This is a genomic window from Chromobacterium vaccinii (assembly GCF_001855275.1).
GTDB classification, from domain to species: Bacteria; Pseudomonadota; Gammaproteobacteria; order Burkholderiales; family Chromobacteriaceae; genus Chromobacterium; species Chromobacterium vaccinii.
The window spans coordinates 686,258-702,811 of record NZ_CP017707.1 but is presented as its reverse complement, the minus strand read 5'-3'; the positions used below and the strand labels follow the sequence as shown (position 1 = coordinate 702,811).

Sequence of the window (16,554 nt, the reverse complement as noted above, 5' to 3'; positions counted from 1 at the left end):
TGCGCGGCCGAAGAGGGCAAGATGCCCCGCCGGCGGGCCAATTGACACCTTACTGACCAGTAAGTAGAGTGGCCTGATGCATAATGGTTCCGACAGCAAGAACGACACCCGCAAGCGCATACTCGACCTGGCCGAGGAGCTGCTGCTGACGCGCGGCTTCAACGGCTTCAGCTATCAGCACATCAGCAGCGCGCTGGGCGTGCGCAACGCGGCCATCCACTACCACTTTCCCAAGAAAAGCGACTTGGGCGTGGCGCTGATCCAGCGTTACCGCCGCCGTTTCCAGCGTTTCATCGAGCAACAGGGAGAGTGGGACGCCGCCCGCCGGCTGGAGGCGTATTTCGGCTTGTCGGACCAATATTACCTGCAGCACAAGCAGATCTGCCCCAGCGGCATCCTCAGCACCGAGTTCCAGACCCTGCCGGAAGACATGCGGCAAGAGGCCTCGGCCTTCATCGATGAGATGCGGCAATGGGCGGTGGCCATCGTCAGGCTGGGGCGGGACTCCGAGCGGATGACATACGCCGGGACGCCCGAGGCCGTCGGCATGATGCTGTTTTCCGCGCTGCAGGGCGGGCTGCAGCTGGCGCGCATCGACGATGGCGCGCTGCCGCTTTTGAAGAGCCAGGTCAGGACCACGCTGGGCATGCCCGAGGCGCAAGAATAAGCGGCCGGCGGCAAGCCGGGCGCAGACAACACGAGAACAACAAAGGGGGTAGCATGGAGTACAGAAAGAACAGCATGAGCCGGATCGCCGACAAGGTGGGCCGCTTGCCGGTGGGTTGGCGCCGGCCGGTGCTGTCGATGATGTTCGGCAAGATCGTTCCCTTCCTGTCCACCGCCGGGCTGCGGTTCGAAGAGGTTGGCCATGATAGGCTGACGGTATCGATCCGCAACCGCAAGAAGGTGCAGAACCACATTCGCGGCGTGCACGCGGCGGCGATGGCGCTGCTGGCCGAGACATCCACCGGTTTCGTGGTGGGCATGAACATGCCGGACGACAAGCTGATGCTGCTCAAGTCGATGAAAGTCAATTACGTCAAGCGTTCGCAGGGCGATATGAAGGCCGTTGCGACGCTGACGCCGCAGCAGATCCAGACCATGTACGAGCAGGAAAAGGGCGAGGTGCTGGTGGAGGTGCTGGTGACCGACGAGTCCGGCGAATCCCCCATCGTCTGTGAGATGCTGTGGGCCTGGGTTCCCAAGAAACGTCCGGAGGCTAAAGCGGCATGATCAATCTGCAAACCCTGTCAGCGGAGTTGGACGATAAGGTCGCTCTGCTGCGTTTCAACCGTCCCGACAAGGCCAATGCGCTGAACCTGCAGATGTGGCAGGATCTGCGCGCCGCGCTGGATTGGGCCGATGGCGAGTCCGGCATCCGCGCCGTGGTGCTGGCCGGCAGCGGCAAACATTTCTGTTCCGGCATTGACCTGACGATGCTGGTGGGGTTGCAATCCAGCATCCAGGACGAGTGCGAAGGCCGCAAGCGCGACAAGCTGCGCCGCTTGATCCTGGACCTGCAGGACTGCGTGACCAGCCTGGAGCGCTGCCGCAAGCCGGTGATCGCGGCGATACACGGCGCCTGCCTGGGCGGCGGCCTGGATATAGCTCTGGCGGCGGATTTCCGCTTCGCCGCGGAAAGCGCGGTGTTCGGCGTGCGCGAGGTGGACCTGGGCATGGTGGCCGACGTCGGCTCGCTGCAGCGCCTGCCGCGCGTGGTGGGCGAGGGCGTGGCCCGCGAGCTGGCGCTGACCGGCCGCGACATGGTGGCCGAGGAGGCGCTGGAGGTCGGCCTGGTCAATCGGGTGCTGGCGGATGCCGACGCCGTATTGGCCGCCGCGCTGCAGAGCGCGAAGCTGATCGCGAGCAAGTCGCCGCTGGCGGTGCGCGGCAGCAAGGAAGTGATGAACTACAGCCGCGACCACAGCGTGGCGGACGGGCTGCAGTTCGTCGCCGGCTGGAACGCGGCGATGCTGATCTCGGAGGATATCCAGAAGGCCGGCATGGCCGCGATGATGAAGCAGCAAGTCAGCTTCCGGGACTGAGTGCCGGCAAGAAGCCCTAGCCTTCCGGCGGGATGGTTTCCTGCCGGAAAGGAATGGTTTTCACGATGCCGGCCGGTCGCAGAGTAGCCGCATCAGCCATTCCAGCGGGCCATGGCGGAAGCGCTTGGACCATAGCCAGGCGAAGGCCACGGCGGCGGAGCAATACAGCGCCGCCGCCGCAGGCACCCGCTCGAGCTCGCCGCTGTCCAGCCATCCCATTGCCGGCCCGCAGCCAGCAGCGGCGCGAGCCGGGCAGCCAAGGCCGGGCGCGACGCCAGCGCCAGGCAGCCGCCTATCGCCGCGCTGGCGATGCCGCCTGCATTCAGCATGTACAGCGGCCCGGGCGGCAATGGCTTCGTTCCCAGAAACGGCGAAAGCCGAGCGGGCGACAAATCTTGCAGCCAGGCCGACAGCAGGCCGCTGGCTAGCGCCAGCAGCGCGCCGCCCTCCATCAGTTTCCATTGCGTGTCAGAGCGGGCCAAGGATTGCCGCGACAGCCATAGCCCCCATATCGCAAAGCCCAGCCAAGGCAACACGGGATGCCAGCCATTGAGCAGCAGGTTGCGCGCGAAGCCAATCGGCGTCCAGAAGCCTTCGTAGCGGAGGGTGTCCCAGTTCCAGCCATGCCCATAGTCCAGCGTTAGCTGCATGGTGAAGGCCGCCGCCAAGGTCAGGCACAGCGCTGCCAGCAGCCATCGCTCAGGCAGTTTCAGTAGCAGGCAGGCGGCGAAGAAATAGAAGGCGTAGTAATGGATGATGTCGGTGGGGAACAAGGTGAAGTTGAGCAGCCCGATCGCCAGCAGGAACACGGCGCGGCGGCAGGTCTGGCTTATGGCCTGGACGCGAGCCAGTCGCGCGGTGGCCAGGCCCAGGCCAATGCCGGCCAGGGTGACAAAGGTGGCGGCGGAGCGTCCCTCCAGCAGCGAGAGCCAGGGCGGCAGCGGGTCCTGGCGGGACGGGAAGGGCGCGATCGCCAGGCGGAAGTTGACCAGCACCATGCCGATCAGGGCCAGGCAACGGGCCAGGTCCAGGCCGTCCAGACGGTTGGGGCGCAGGCTCATCGTTTTCCACCCGCGGGCGACAACAGCTTGTCGATCAAGGCGGAGATGTCAGCGTCGTCCAGTTGGGCGCCCAGCAGGACGCGATTGACGGCGCAGCCTTCCAGCGCGTCCAGCAGCCAGTGGGCGCAGGCGGCAAAGGGCAGGCCATTGTCTATGTCTCCCTGTTCGGCGCCGCGGCGCAAGGCATCGGCCAAGGCGCTGGCCAGGCGACGGCGGTTGGCTGCGAACAGTCGGGCCAGTTCGGCGTCGCGCGCCGCTTCCGCCAGCACTTCGGCGGTCAGGCTGACGTCTTCCGGTCGCTCGCACAGCCGCAGATAGCGTTCGGCGAAATCCCGGACGGCGGGACTGGCTGGGTCCGCCGCCAGCGTGTCGATCAAGTTCTGTTTTTCCAGCGCTTCCATCGCGGCGATCTCCGCGATCAAGGCCTGTTTGTTCGGGAAGTGGTTGTACAGATTGCCCAGGCTGACGCCGGCGGCGTCAGCGATGTCGCGCATGCCGGTCTGGTGGAAGCCTGAAGCGATGAAGCAGGCAAGCGCCGCCTCGACGATCTGTCCGCGGCGGTTTTCAGTTTGCTGCTGGCGCTTGGGCGTCATGCGGTTTCCTCTGTGGAAAGGTGACTTTTCAATCATATAATGAACGAACGTTCATTCAATTTTTGCATTAAAAATAGTGAGGATTGGCGGTTGCATGTGGCGGAAAAACAAAACAGGCGTCAGAGCGTCTGCGATGTGTGCTTGAGGTGAGGACATCCCGGCGACAGCAGCATCTGGCCAGAGTTTTTCATGCAGAGGGAGCGAAGAAGGCCGCGCCAAATGCGGCGGGGGACTTATTCTTGCAATATTGATCGTCAGTTTCGGTTGTCTGGCGAGGCAAATGAAAAGAGGCGCCGAAGCGCCTCTCTTACGTTGCGAAGCCGGGAGCTGTGTTTATTTAGCCTCGCCGCCGACGGTGGATACCACTTCCCACTTGCCGTTCTTCACTTGATAGACGGTGACAGCGCCGTTCTTGATGTCGCCCTTGTCGTCGAAGGCGATCTTGCCGGTCACCCCCAGATAGTCGGTTTTGCCGACTTCAGGCAGGTAGGCTTTGGGGTCGTAGGACTTGGCGCGCTTCATCGCGTCCACCAGCACCATCACCGCGTCGTATTCGAAAGGCGCGTAGATCTGCACGTCGGTGTTGAATTCCTTCTTGAACTTCTCGTCGAAGGCCTTGAAGCCAGGCATCTTGTCGCGCGAGATGCCGCAGCTGGACGCATATTGGCCTTCGGACGCGTCGCCGGCCAGCTTGACGAATTCCGGAGTTTGCCAGCCGTCGCCGCCCATCAGCTTGGCCTTCAGGCCCAGGCGCTGCATTTGCTTGGCCAGCGGGCCGGCTTGAGCGTCCATGCCGCCGTAGAACACCAGATCCGGGTTGGAGGCCTTGATCGAAGTGAGGATGGCGTTGAAGTCGGTGGCGGTGTTGTTGGTGAACTCGCGCTTCACCACTTGGGCGCCCTTGGACTTGACCGCGCCTTCGAACTGGTCGGCCAGACCCTGGCCGTAGGCGGTGCGGTCGTCGATGATCGCGATTTTCTTGGCGTTCAGGGTGCCGGCTGCGAATTCGCCCAGCGCCTTGCCCTGCTGAACGTCGTTGGCGATCACGCGGAAGGTGGTCTTGAAGCCTTGCTTGGTGTAGTCCGGGTTGGTGGCGGATGGGGAAATTTGCGGGAGGCCGGCGTCGGAGTAGATCTTGGAGGCCGGGATGGTGGTGCCGGAGTTCAGGTGGCCGACCACGCCGACCACGCCGGCGTCCACCAGGCGCTGGGCGACCTGGGTGCCGATTTTCGGATCGCCCTGGTCATCCTCGGATACCAGTTCGAACTTGACCTTCTTGCCGCCGATTTCCACGCCCTTGGCGTTCAGGTCTTCGATGGCGAGCTTGGCACCGTATTCGTTGTCCTTGCCCAGGTGGGAGATCGGGCCGGACATCGGTGAGACTTGGCCGATCTTGACCACGGTTTCGCCGCCGGCTGCGGCTTGGCTGGGAGCGGAGGCGGGCTGGCTGCCCGTCGCCGGTTGTTCCTGCTTGCTGCAGGCGCTCATGGCGATGACGGCGGTGGCGATCAGGCTGTAGCGAGCGTATTTGTTCATTGAGAGTTCCCCTGAATCTTATCTGCGTAGACTTTGATGATCTCTTTGGTAAACCAACAACACCATTAAGAGGCTGTTGGTTGCGACTGATTATGGTGACCAGTTTGCGAGGGTGTCAATCTGGCCGGAAGCGCACTCAATGAATATAGGACCAAACTTGGCATTTTGCGGCAAACAAGTTGAAAACGGGCGTATGGCCATTCGGTCATACGCCCGTGTTTTCAGCTTATCCGGCTGATTTTAAAAGGTTTGCGCGGGGTGGTGGAAATCGGCGCGGCTGATGTTGATGTCAGTCGGATGCCCCCATGTCATGGGCTAGGGCGGCTCTTTTGCGGCTATCTTCTGTCGGGATTTCTGTCCATCCGGCCAGATTGTTCCTGACGATCGTCGCAAGAGAGGCTATCCATTGCGGGTCTTCGTTCAGGCAGGAGATGTAGCGGAATTCGCCACCGCCGCTGCTCAAGAAGGTTTCCTTGCCCTCCATCGCGATTTCTTCCAGCGTTTCCAGGCAGTCGCCGACAAAACCGGGGCAAACGACGTCCACCTTGGAGGTGTTAGCCTTGCCCAGCTCCGCCAGCACTTCGCTGGTATACGGTTTCAGCCATTCGGTGCGGCCGAAGCGGCTCTGAAAACTGATGACGTATTGATCCGCCCGCAGCTGCAGCGCCTCCGCCAGCAGCCGCCCGGTTTTCTGGCATTCGCAATGGTAGGGGTCGCCCTTGTCGCGGGTGAAGCGCGGCACGCCGTGGAAACTCATCACCAGCTTGTCCGGCTGTTGGCCGTATTGCCAATGCTGGCGTATCTGGGCCGCCAGCGCGGCGATATAGCCGGGATCATCGTGGAAGTGCCGCACCGTGCGCACGTCCGGCATATTGCGCAGCCGGGTCAACGCGCGGAAGGCTTCGTCCAGGGCGGTGCCGCTGGAGGAGGCGGCGTATTGCGGATATAGCGGCAGCAGTAGCAGCCGCTCCACGCCTTGTTCCCGCATCTTGCCGATCACGCTTTCGATGGACGGATTGCCGTAGCGCATCGCGTAGTCGACCACCAGGTCGCGCAGGCCCATTTCGCCCAGCTGCCCCTTCAGCAGTTTGGCCTGGCTGCGGGTGTGGGTCAGCAGCGGCGAGCCTTCCTTGGTCCAGATGCTGGCGTATTTGCGGGCCGATTGCTTGGGGCGGGTGTTCAGGATGATGCCGTTGAGGATCAGCCACCAGGGCAGGCGCGGAATCTCGATCACGCGCGGATCGGACAGGAACTGCTTGAGGTAGGGCCGCAGCGCCTGGGCGGTGGGCGCGTCGGGCGTGCCCAGGTTGATCAGCAGCACGCCGGTCTTGGGCGTGTAGTCGTGGCGGAACGAGGGTTCGGGCAGATAGCGGGGCATGGCCATCCTTTATTATGGGAAAGCGGGCGCCGCGGCAACGGCGCCCGTGGAGGTCTCAGTCTTCTCTGGCAGGCGCCAGCACGGTGCGGTTGCCGTTGCTTTCCATCGAGGACACCAGGCCGGCGGCCTCCATCTGCTCGATCAGCCGGGCCGCACGGTTGTAGCCGATGCGCAGGTGGCGCTGGACGGAGGAAATCGACGCCTTGCGGGTTTTCACCACGATGGCGACGGCTTCGTCATACAGCGGATCGGATTCGCCGTCCGATTCGCCGTCCAGGCCTCCGGAGCTGGCGTTGTCGTCGCCGTCGGCCTGTCCGGTGAGGATGCCTTCGACGTAGTTCGGCTCGCCGGTGGTTTTCAGGAATTCCACCACGTGGTGCACTTCCTCGTCGGAGACGAAGGCGCCATGGACGCGGTTGGGGTAGCCGGTGCCCGGCGGCAGATAAAGCATGTCGCCCTGGCCCAGCAGCGCCTCCGCGCCCATCTGGTCCAGGATGGTGCGGCTGTCTATCTTGCTGGACACCTGGAAGGCGATCCGGGTCGGGATATTGGCCTTGATCAGGCCGGTGATCACGTCCACCGACGGCCGCTGGGTGGCCAGGATCAGGTGGATGCCGGCGGCGCGGGCCTTCTGCGCCAGGCGGGCGATCAGCTCCTCGATCTTCTTGCCGGCCACCATCATCAGGTCGGCCAGCTCGTCTATCACCACCACCACCAGCGGCAGAGTGTCGAGCGGCTCCGGCGTTTCCGGCGTCAGGCTGAACGGATTGGGGATCTTCTCGCCGGCTTTGTCGGCGTCCTTGATCTTCTGGTTGAAGCCGGCCAGGTTGCGCACGCCGAGCTTGGACATCAGCTTGTAGCGGCGCTCCATCTCGCCCACGCACCAGTTCAGCGCGTTGGCGGCCTGCTTCATGTCGGTGACCACCGGGGCCAGCAGGTGCGGAATGCCTTCATACACCGACAGTTCCAGCATTTTCGGGTCCACCATGATCAGCCGCACTTCCTGCGGCGTCGCCTTGTACAGCAGCGACAGGATCATCGCGTTGATCGCCACCGATTTGCCGGAACCGGTAGTGCCGGCCACCAGCACGTGCGGCATCTTGGCCAGGTCGGCCGACACCGGCTGGCCGGCGATGTCCTTGCCCAGCGCCATGGTCAGGCGCGAGGCCATGTTCTGGTAGCCGTCCGAGCCGATGATCTCGGTCAGCTTCACGATCTGGCGCTTGGGATTGGGCAGCTCCAGGCCCATGTAGGTTTTGCCCGGAATGGTTTCCACCACGCGGATGGAAACCAGCGACAGCGCGCGCGCCAGGTCCTTCATCAGGTTGACGATCTGGGCGCCCTTGACGCCGACCGCGGGTTCGATCTCGTAACGGGTGATCACCGGGCCGGGATAGGCGGCGATCACCTTGACGTCCACGCCGAAGTCGGCCAGCTTGCGCTCGATCAGCCTGGACGTGTATTCCACCGTTTCCTGCGACACCGTTTCCAGCAGCTCCTTGGGCGTGTCCAGCAGGCTCAGGCCAGGCAGGGCGGCGTCTTTGGGATCGGCGAACAGCGACTGCTGAACCGGCTTCTGGGCCTTGGCCGACACCGGCACTTCCAGCACCGGCGGCTCAATGCGCACCGGCGCGGTTTCCTCGATCTTCTTCTTGGCGACCGACACCTTTTCCTCGCGCTTCTGCGCGGTTTCCTTGCCGATCTCGCGGTCTTTCTTCGCCTGCCAGCTTTGCCACAGGCCAATCACGCCTTCCTCCAGCCACGTGCCGATGCGCTCCATCAGATTGAGCCAGGACAGGCCGGTGAACAGCGAGAAGCCGATGGCGGACAGCACGCCCAACAGCAGGTAGGAGCCGGACAGGCCCAGGCCGTGGGCGATGCCCTTGCCGATGAAGTGGCCGAACATGCCGCCGGCGTCCAGCGGCAGCTTCAAGGCCTTGCCGTCCAGCACGATGGCTTCGAAGCTGGAGCTGGATACCAGCAACAGCACGAAGCCGCCGACGGCGGCGGCGGTGATGGGGTTGAACTTGAAGCCCAGGCTTTCGATGCGGCGGTAGCCCCAGCCTATCGCCACCAGGCAGAACACCACCAGCCACCAGGTGGAAAAGCCGAACACGTACAGCAGCATGTCCGACAGCCAGGCCCCGAACGCGCCGCCGTAATTGCGGACGGTGGGGTCGGAGGAGCTGTGCGACCAAGAGGAGTCGAGCGGGGAGTAGCTGGCAAGCACCAGCACAAGGTAGACAGCCGCCACCGCCATCAGCAGCCACCATGCTTCGCGAAGCAGGGAGACCAGTTGAGGCGGCAGCGGCGTCTGGTTGTTCTTGACTACGGCTTTGCGCTTGAAAAATCGCATTTTTTTCATATTTGGCTATGACAGCTGATGATTATAGCCTGATGCGAAGCTTTTCACCTTACCGAGGATACAGCGCGCCCAGCACGCGGGGGCCCTGCGCGCCGGTGACGGAGGGCAGGTTGCCGGCTTGGCGATGGTCGAAACGCCAGCCCAGCCAAGCGAAGGCGATCGCCTCGATCAGATGAGCGGGCAGTCCCAGCGCTTCGATCGCGCCCACTTGCTGCCCAGGCAGCAGGCGGGCTATCTCGGCCATCAGCGCGCCGTTGCGGGCGCCGCCGCCGCAGGCGTAGACCGCCTGGTTGCCGGGGCAGTGCTCAAGGATGGAGTCGGCGATGCCGCGGGCGCTGAAGGCCAGCAAGGTGGCTTGCACATCTTGGGCAGAAGGCGCGGACGATAGCGCGGCCAGCTTTCCGGCCAGCCATTCGTCATCGAACAGGTCGCGCCCGGTGCTTTTGGGCGGCGGCTGCGTCAGATAAGGCTCGGCCAGCATCGCGGCCAGCAATGGCGCGTGGACCGCTCCGCCGGCGGCCCAGCGGCCGTCGTCGTCGAAGGGCTGGCCGGTGTGGCGCAGGCACCATGCATCCATCAGCATATTGCCGGGTCCGCAGTCGAAGCCTATCGCCACTTGGCCGGCATGCAGCCGGGCGATGTTGCTGATGCCGCCGATATTGAGGATCACCCGTTTTTCGTCCGGGCTGGAGAAAGCGCTTTGCTGAAAAGCGGGCACCAGCGGCGCGCCATGGCCGCCGGCGGCGACGTCGCGGCTGCGGAAGTCCGCGATCACGTCGATGCCGGACAGTTCGGCCAGCTTAGCCATATTGCCGATCTGAACCGTGTAGCCGTCGTGCGGCGCGTGGCGCACGGTCTGGCCGTGGCAGGCGATGGCGCGGATGTCGTTTGGATGGCGGCCCGACTTTGCCAGCAATTCGTCCGCGGCCTGGGCGTAGATCTCGGCCAATCGGTTGGCCAGCGTTTCCGCGCGGTGCAACTCGTCGTGGCCGCGCGGCTGCAGCGCCAGCACGGCGCTCTTCACCTCCGCAGGGTAGGGGACGACATGATCGGCCAGCGGCCGGGGCCGGCCGGCGTCGTCAAAGCGCACCAGCACGGCGTCTACGCCGTCCAGGCTGGTGCCGGACATCATTCCAATGTATAGGTCAGTCATCAATCGATCTGGGCAACGTTGACCGGGATGTCCTGCAGCAGGTCGAGCCGCGCGCTCAGCACCTGTTTCTTGGCGTCGAACTGCGCGAGCTGGGTCTTGCTCAGGCCCGGGGTGGGCAGGGCGTTGGTGGCCGGGTCCACTGGCTGGTCGTTGACCCGCACCTCGAAGTGCAGGTGGGCGCCGGTGGAGCGGCCCGTGCTTCCAACATAGCCTATCACATCGCCGGCCTTTACCTTGCCGCCGGCCTGGATGCCCTTGCCGAAGGCGCGCATATGGGCGTACAGCGTGGTCAGCTTGGCGTTGTGGCGTATCACCACCACGTTGCCGTAGCCGTTCTCGCGCGCCACTTTGACCAGCTCGCCGTCGGCCGGCGCCACGATGGGCGTGCCGGCGCTGGCGGCGTAGTCGATGCCGGAATGCATGCGCAGGGAGCGCAGGATGGGATGCATGCGCAGGCCGAAACCCGAGCTGATGCGGGCGCTGGCCACCGGCTGGCGGCTGAAGCCCTTCTTGACCGGCTTGCCTTCGCTGTCGTAGTAGGCGCCGCTTTCGCTGTCATGGGCGAAATAGAACGCCTGGTGCAGCTTGCCGGCGCGTTCGATAGACACCGCCAGCAGGTTGCCGCTGGCGATGGAGCTGCCGGCGTAGACCATGGTTTCGTAGACCAGATTGATGCGGTCGCCCGGCTTCAGACTGGAGAGTTCGAACTGGTCGGAGAACACTTCGGACAACTGGTTGCGGATGTCGGCCGGCACGCGGGCGGCGGCCAGCTCGGCGGCGGCGCCGCGCTTCAGCGTGATCGAACGCACGGTTTCCACGCTCTCGGCGGCCACCGGATCGGCGCTGGCCTGCCATTTGCCGTCGCGCTTTTCCAGCGCCACCAGCAGTTGCTCGCCGTTGTCGTCGTCTTGCAGGAAGCGCAGGCCGAACAGCTCGCCGGCGTCGTTGGTCTGCACCGTCAGCGTGGCGCCGACTTTCAGCTTGAGCAGATCCTTGGCCACCGGGCTGGTATACAGAAAGGCGCGGGCTTCGTTGTCGCGGACGCCCAGGCGGTTCAGCACCCGGGCCACGGTGTCGCCGCGCTTGACCGCTTCGTCGCGCCAGTAGCGGGTCTGGCTGTCTGCGAAATGGAATTCCGGCAGCGCCAGCCGTTCGATCACTTGTTGCTGCCTAACCTGCTCGGGCAGGGTTTCTTTGGCGCCGTTGGCCACGGCGAAGGCGGTGGCCGTGCCCAGCAGCGGCAGGCAGGCGGCGATGCCGAGCCAGCTCAGGTGGTGGTTGACCAGCCGGCTGGCGCACTTTTGCGGGATGTGTAGCAGTTTGCGATAATCCATCACTTTTCCGGGCAGGCGCCGCCTGCCTATGCAAAATATTGATCCGATTCCAGCGCATGCATGCGCCAAAATCATGTTTGGTAGGCGGCTCGCGCGATAGTTCCGGCAAAAGACGTCAGTGTGCCGCAGAATGATGCTCGAGCCAAATGACCAGCGGCCAAAATGGCCGCCATTCCCAACCCATCTGGCAAGAATATGAAATTAACCCTGTTGTTACCCGGCCTATGCTGGCTGGACGCCCATGACGGCGCGGAGGTAGGCAAGGGGCTGAGTGTGCCGGCGTTGCAACAATTGCTGGGCAAGGGCATGCTGCAGCGGCGCGAGCAGAGCCACGCCGAATGCCTGGGCCGGCTATGGGGCGCGGCGCCGGCCGGTTTGGCGCGGATAGCCGCCGCCGAAGCCGGCCTGGACGCCGAAAGTGGCGACTGGCTGTTCGCCGATCCGGTGCATTTGAGGGTGGATCGCGACCGGGCGCTGCTGGCCGATGTGGGTGTGATGCAGGTGAGCCAGGACGAAGCCGTCAAGCTGACGGATGCCTTGAGCCGACACTTCGGCGAAGACGGATTGAGCTTCCACCCTGCGACGCCGGGGCGCTGGCTGTTGCGATCCGACAAACCGCTGCGCGCGCGCTTCACGCCGCTGTGGGATGTGGTGGGAGAGGACATCAACCGCCATCTGCCGCAAGGCGACGATGGCCTGGCCTGGAGCCGGATGCTGAACGAGCTGCAGATGCTGCTGTATACCCAGCCGATCAATGACGAGCGCGAAATGCGAGGCGAGCTGGCCGTCAACAGCGTGTGGCTGTGGGGCGAGGGCGAACCCGGCGCGTGGAGCGCGCCCGCGGCCAGACTGCTGGCTGATGACGAGGCGCTGCGCTTGCTGGCGGAGCGCTCGGGCATGGGCATCGACGCCGCGCCGTTCGCCTTTGGCGGCCTGGAACCTGGCGATGATTGCCTGCTGGCGCTGGACGCGCTGCAGGCCGCCGCGCAGTATCGCGACGCTTGGGGCTGGCGCGAAACGCTGGAGAGGCTGGAAGGCGACTGGTTCGCGCCCATGCTGTCCGCGCTGCGCCAGCGCAAGCTGGAGCAACTGACGCTGATCGCCACCGGCCCGGCCGGTTTCGAGCTCACGCTCAAACCGTCCGATCTGTGGAAGTTCTGGAAACGCGCGCTGCCGCTGGCGGCGCTGTACTAGAAGAAGATATGTCGCAAATCGTCACTCGAGAAGTGCCCGCCGAACTGCAGCATAAGCTGCTTGGCCAAGGGCTGACCCCGCTGCAGGCGCGGCTGTACGCCGCCCGCGGCATCGCCGACAGCGAAGAGCTGGATTACGGCCTGAAAGGCCTGCTGCCGTATCAAAACCTGAAGAACGCCGAAGCGATGGCCTGCCGCCTGGCCGACGCCATCGCCGCCAAACAGCGCCTGCTGGTGGTGGCCGATTACGACGCCGACGGCGCGACCGCCTGCGCGGTGGCGGTGAAGGGCTTGTCGATGTTGGGCGCCACCATCGGCTTCATCGTGCCCAATCGCTTCGAATACGGCTATGGCCTGACGCCGGAGATCGTCGAGCTGGCGGCGCAGAAGCGGCCTGACATCATCGTCACCGTCGACAACGGCATCGCCAGCGTGGCCGGGGTGGAGGCAGCCAGGGCTCGCGGCATCGAGGTGCTGGTGACCGACCACCACCTGCCGGGCGACACCTTGCCGGATGCCTTGATCGTCAATCCCAACCAACCTGGCTGCGAATTTCCGTCCAAGAATCTGGCTGGCGTCGGCGTGATGTTCTACGTGCTGATGGCCTTGCGGGTGGAGATGCGCCGGCGCGGCGTGTTCGACGAGCAGACCCAGCCTAATCTGGGCGTGCTGCTGGACCTGGTGGCGCTGGGCACGGTGGCCGACGTGGTGCGGCTGGACCGCAACAACCGCACCCTGGTAGAGAACGGCTTGAAACGGATGCGGGCCGGGCGGATGGCGCCGGGCATCGCCGCCTTGTTCCGCGTCGCCGGACGCGCCCACTATAAAGCCAACACTTTTGACCTGGGCTTCACGCTGGGTCCGCGGCTGAATGCCGCCGGCCGGCTGGACGACATGAGCCTGGGCATCGCCTGCCTGTTGGCGAGCAATGAAGAGCAGGCTGTGCGGCTGGCGCAGGAGCTGGACAAGCTCAACCGCGAGCGGCGCGGCATCGAGGCCGGCATGCAGGACGAGGCGCTGGCGGCATTGTCCGGCATCGACGCCGGCAACCGCTACACGCTGACCCTGTACCGCGACGACTGGCACCAGGGGGTAGTCGGCATCGTCGCCTCGCGGCTAAAGGAGCGCTTCCACCGCCCCGTCATCGTATTCGCGCCCGGCGACGAGGGCGAGATCAAGGGCTCCGGCCGCTCGATTCCCGGTTTCCATCTGCGCGACGCGCTGGACCTGGTCTACAAGCGCCACCCGGGCCTGATCCTGAAGTTTGGCGGCCACGCGATGGCGGCCGGCCTGAGCCTGGATGAAAGCCGCTTCGCGGAGTTTCAGCAAGCATTCGAGGCGGTGGCGCGCGAGCTGATGGATGAGAAGCAACTGACCCGGATGATAGAAACCGACGGCAGCCTGCCGGCGCGGGACGTCAATCTGCAGCTGGCCGAGACGCTGGCGGCTGAGGTGTGGGGGCAGGGCTTCCCGGTGCCGTATTTTCACGACCAGTTCATGGTGGTCAACCAGAAACTAGTGGGCGACAAGCACCTGAAGCTGCGCCTGGCGCGCGAAGGCTGCGAATTCGACGCGATGCTGTTCAACCACGCCGACTGGCTGCCGGACCGCATCCAGGCGGTGTACCAGCTGATCGCCAATGAATGGCAGGGGCGCAAGGAGCTGCAGGTCTATCTGCAGCATTGGGCGGCCGCTTGAACGGCAAAGATGGGATCGCGCCGGCCAAATTGCTGGTCCTGACCGGCGGGCCCGGCGCGGGCAAGACGTCATTGCTGGCGACGCTGCAAGCCATGGGCTACCTGGCGCTGGATGAAGCCGGACGGGCCATCATCCAGGACCAGCAGCGGATAGGCGGGAACGCGCTGCCCTGGACCGACCCGCGCGCGTTCGCGGAGCTGATGCTGAGCTGGGACATGAGGAATGTCCGCCTGGCGGAGCGGGAGGCAGGGCCGGTGTTTCTGGATCGCGGCATCCCGGACGTCATCGGCTATCTCGAGTTGTCGGGGGTTCCGGTTCCCGCCCATCTGGAAAAGGCGGCCGGCGTGTTTCGTTACGACAAGATTTTTTTGCTGCGTCCCTGGCCGGAGATTTTCGCGCAGGACGGCGAGCGCCGGCAGAGCCTGGAAGAGGCCGAGCGCACCTGCGAGGCGATGGAGCGGGTCTACGCCCGCTTGGGATACCGGCTGGCGGAAGTGCCGCGCGGTTCGCTGGAACAGCGGGCGGCTTTTGTAATCAATCAGATGGGCAAGTAGCGCGGCTCGCGCGCATGGGGTGTTTCGATGGAAATGTTGGTGATTGGCCTGTTGCTGGGCCTGTTGGGCGGCGGCGCCGCGGCTTGGGCCGCGCGCGGAAGAAGCGCCAGGGAATTGGACGCGCTGCGGCAACAGACTGCTGGATTGCAGGCGCAGCTGGATGCGCTGCGGCCGCAGTTGGAAGACGCGAGAGGCCGTGAGCTGGAAGCGAATAGGGCCTTGCAGGCGCAAAGCCAGCAATTGGCCGACAGCCAGACCCAACTGGGCGCTTATGTCGCCCGCGCCCAGCGCGTGCCGGAGCTGGAAGGGCAACTGCAGGAGCGCGGCCAACAGCTGGATGGATTGCAGCTGGAGTTGCGCCGGCTGTCGTCGCAACTGGCGGCCAGCGAGGAGCAGGGGCGCTTGCTGGACGCCTTGCAGCAACGCAGCCAGAAGCAAGGGGAGGACATCGTGCGCCTGAGCGCGCGCGAGCAGGAACTGGCCACGCAGCTGGACAATGAGCGCCGCCAGAGCCAGGAAAAACTGGCCCTGCTGATGGAGGCGCGCCAGACGCTGTCCGACCAGTTCAAGGCGCTGGCCGGCGACATCCTCGAGGAAAAATCCAAGCGCTTCACCGAACAGAACCAGCAAAATCTGGGCACGCTGCTGAATCCGCTGCACGAGCGCATCCAGAATTTCGGCAAGCTGGTGCAGGACACCTACGACAAGGACAGCAAGGAGCGGTTGACGCTGGAGACCGAGCTCAAGCGCCTGCAGGAGCTGAACACCCGTCTGGGCGACGACGCCGTCGCGTTGACCAACGCCCTGACCGGCGCCAGCAGCAAGGCGCAGGGCACCTGGGGCGAAATGGTGTTGGAAAAAGTGCTGGAAACCTCCGGCCTGACCAAGGACCGCGAGTACCGGGTACAGGTGTCCGACACGCTGGAAACCGACGACGGCGGCAAGCGCTATCAGCCGGACGTGGTGATAGACCTGCCGGAAGGCAAGCAGCTGGTGGTGGATTCCAAGGTGTCGCTGAATGCCTATGTCCGCTACACGGCGGCGGAAGACGACGCCGCGCGCGAGGCCGAGCTGAAAGGCCATATCGCCGCCATCCGCGCCCACATCCGTTCGCTGTCGGAAAAGCGTTACCAGGATCTGTACAAGCTGAACACGCTGGATTTCGTGTTCATGTTCATCCCGGTGGAGCCGGCCTATCTGCTGGCGGTGCAGCACGACATGAGCCTGTTCAACGAGGCTTTCGAACGCCGCATCATGATCGTCGGCCCCAGCACGCTGTTAGCCACGCTGCGCACCGTCGCCAGCATCTGGCGCTACGAATACCAGAACCAGAACGCGCAGGAGATCGCGCGGCAGGGCGGGGCGATGTACGACAAGTTCGCCGGCTTCGTCGCCAATATGGAGAAGCTGGGCAAGCAGCTGGATACCAGCCGCGACACTTTCTCCGACGCGATGAAGCAGTTGTCCAGTGGGCGCGGCAACCTGATGGCCAGCGCGGAGAAGCTGCGCAAGCTTGGCATACGCAACAATAAACAGCTATCGGCCCAGTTGCGGCTGGAGAGCGGCGAGGACGCCGACGAAGAGCCGGTCGAGGAGTGATCGCGCGCAGGGCGGCGGCATCGAAAATACATTATCATGCCGCCT

Annotated in this window: 14 protein-coding genes and 1 pseudogene; 7 read left to right on the top strand and 8 right to left on the bottom strand. The window is 64.5% G+C overall.

The window, feature by feature from the left end; all coding sequences use genetic code 11:
* Positions 1–76: 76 nt before the first annotated feature.
* Genes BKX93_RS03140 through BKX93_RS03130 form a run of 3 tightly spaced genes read left to right on the top strand, consistent with a single transcriptional unit; the run spans position 77 to position 2,045 of the window.
* Positions 77–667, top strand: a complete 591-nt coding sequence (locus tag BKX93_RS03140) for a TetR/AcrR family transcriptional regulator (protein ID WP_046156838.1) — start codon at positions 77–79, stop codon at positions 665–667.
* Positions 668–720: 53 nt separating this feature from the next.
* A complete protein-coding gene (locus BKX93_RS03135) occupies positions 721–1,233 on the top strand; it encodes a DUF4442 domain-containing protein (protein ID WP_021479070.1) in 513 nt (170 codons plus the stop codon).
* Positions 1,230–2,045, top strand: a complete 816-nt coding sequence (locus BKX93_RS03130) for a crotonase/enoyl-CoA hydratase family protein (protein WP_186009483.1) — start codon at positions 1,230–1,232, stop codon at positions 2,043–2,045. Before BKX93_RS03135 ends, BKX93_RS03130 begins: the two co-directional genes overlap by 4 nt.
* Before the next feature lie 60 nt (positions 2,046–2,105).
* Here the strand turns inward: BKX93_RS03130 and BKX93_RS25970 are convergent, their stop codons facing one another.
* The 8 genes and pseudogenes from BKX93_RS25970 to BKX93_RS03095 all read right to left on the bottom strand — a co-directional run bounded on the left by BKX93_RS25970 (position 2,106) and on the right by BKX93_RS03095 (position 11,465).
* Complete coding sequence (locus BKX93_RS25970; protein WP_425304935.1) at positions 2,106–2,264, bottom strand: DUF418 domain-containing protein; 159 nt, start codon at positions 2,262–2,264, stop codon at positions 2,106–2,108.
* 293 nt (positions 2,265–2,557) lie between these two features.
* Positions 2,558–3,043, bottom strand: a pseudogene (locus BKX93_RS25965) (heparan-alpha-glucosaminide N-acetyltransferase domain-containing protein); the annotation flags it as partial.
* A 59-nt stretch (positions 3,044–3,102) separates the two neighbouring features.
* Entirely contained in the window at positions 3,103–3,699 is a 597-nt protein-coding gene (locus tag BKX93_RS03120; RefSeq protein WP_052717353.1) for a TetR/AcrR family transcriptional regulator, read from the bottom strand.
* Between the two features lie 333 nt (positions 3,700–4,032).
* The gene (locus BKX93_RS03115; RefSeq protein WP_046156841.1) at positions 4,033–5,235 is read right to left on the bottom strand and encodes a branched-chain amino acid ABC transporter substrate-binding protein; all 1,203 of its coding nucleotides are present in this window, start codon (positions 5,233–5,235) and stop codon (positions 4,033–4,035) included.
* Between the two features lie 289 nt (positions 5,236–5,524).
* A complete protein-coding gene (gene hemH, locus BKX93_RS03110) occupies positions 5,525–6,613 on the bottom strand; it encodes a ferrochelatase (RefSeq protein ID WP_070981668.1) in 1,089 nt (362 codons plus the stop codon).
* Positions 6,614–6,668: 55 nt separating this feature from the next.
* Complete coding sequence (locus tag BKX93_RS03105) at positions 6,669–8,969, bottom strand: DNA translocase FtsK (protein WP_046156842.1); 2,301 nt, start codon at positions 8,967–8,969, stop codon at positions 6,669–6,671.
* Positions 8,970–9,027: 58 nt separating this feature from the next.
* Positions 9,028–10,131 carry an anhydro-N-acetylmuramic acid kinase gene (locus tag BKX93_RS03100; protein ID WP_070978701.1) on the bottom strand — a complete coding sequence of 368 codons (1,104 nt, stop codon included), beginning with the start codon at positions 10,129–10,131 and terminating at the stop codon, positions 9,028–9,030.
* Positions 10,131–11,465, bottom strand: a complete 1,335-nt coding sequence (locus tag BKX93_RS03095) for a M23 family metallopeptidase (protein ID WP_070978699.1) — start codon at positions 11,463–11,465, stop codon at positions 10,131–10,133. The genes BKX93_RS03100 and BKX93_RS03095 overlap by 1 nt, the downstream gene beginning before the upstream one ends.
* A 195-nt stretch (positions 11,466–11,660) precedes the next feature.
* Between BKX93_RS03095 and BKX93_RS03090 the strand changes: the two genes are divergently transcribed.
* The 4 genes from BKX93_RS03090 to BKX93_RS03075 all read left to right on the top strand — a co-directional run bounded on the left by BKX93_RS03090 (position 11,661) and on the right by BKX93_RS03075 (position 16,509).
* Positions 11,661–12,659: a hypothetical protein gene (locus BKX93_RS03090; RefSeq protein ID WP_046156845.1), complete on the top strand. Its 999-nt coding sequence runs from the start codon at positions 11,661–11,663 to the stop codon at positions 12,657–12,659.
* Positions 12,660–12,667: 8 nt separating this feature from the next.
* On the top strand, positions 12,668–14,356 hold the full coding sequence (gene recJ / locus BKX93_RS03085; protein ID WP_070978697.1) for a single-stranded-DNA-specific exonuclease RecJ: 1,689 nt from the start codon (positions 12,668–12,670) through the stop codon (positions 14,354–14,356).
* On the top strand, positions 14,353–14,910 hold the full coding sequence (locus tag BKX93_RS03080) for an AAA family ATPase (protein WP_244887227.1): 558 nt from the start codon (positions 14,353–14,355) through the stop codon (positions 14,908–14,910). The genes recJ and BKX93_RS03080 overlap by 4 nt, the downstream gene beginning before the upstream one ends.
* Before the next feature lie 123 nt (positions 14,911–15,033).
* Positions 15,034–16,509 carry a DNA recombination protein RmuC gene (locus tag BKX93_RS03075; RefSeq protein WP_455580242.1) on the top strand — a complete coding sequence of 492 codons (1,476 nt, stop codon included), beginning with the start codon at positions 15,034–15,036 and terminating at the stop codon, positions 16,507–16,509.
* Positions 16,510–16,554 lie beyond the last annotated feature (45 nt).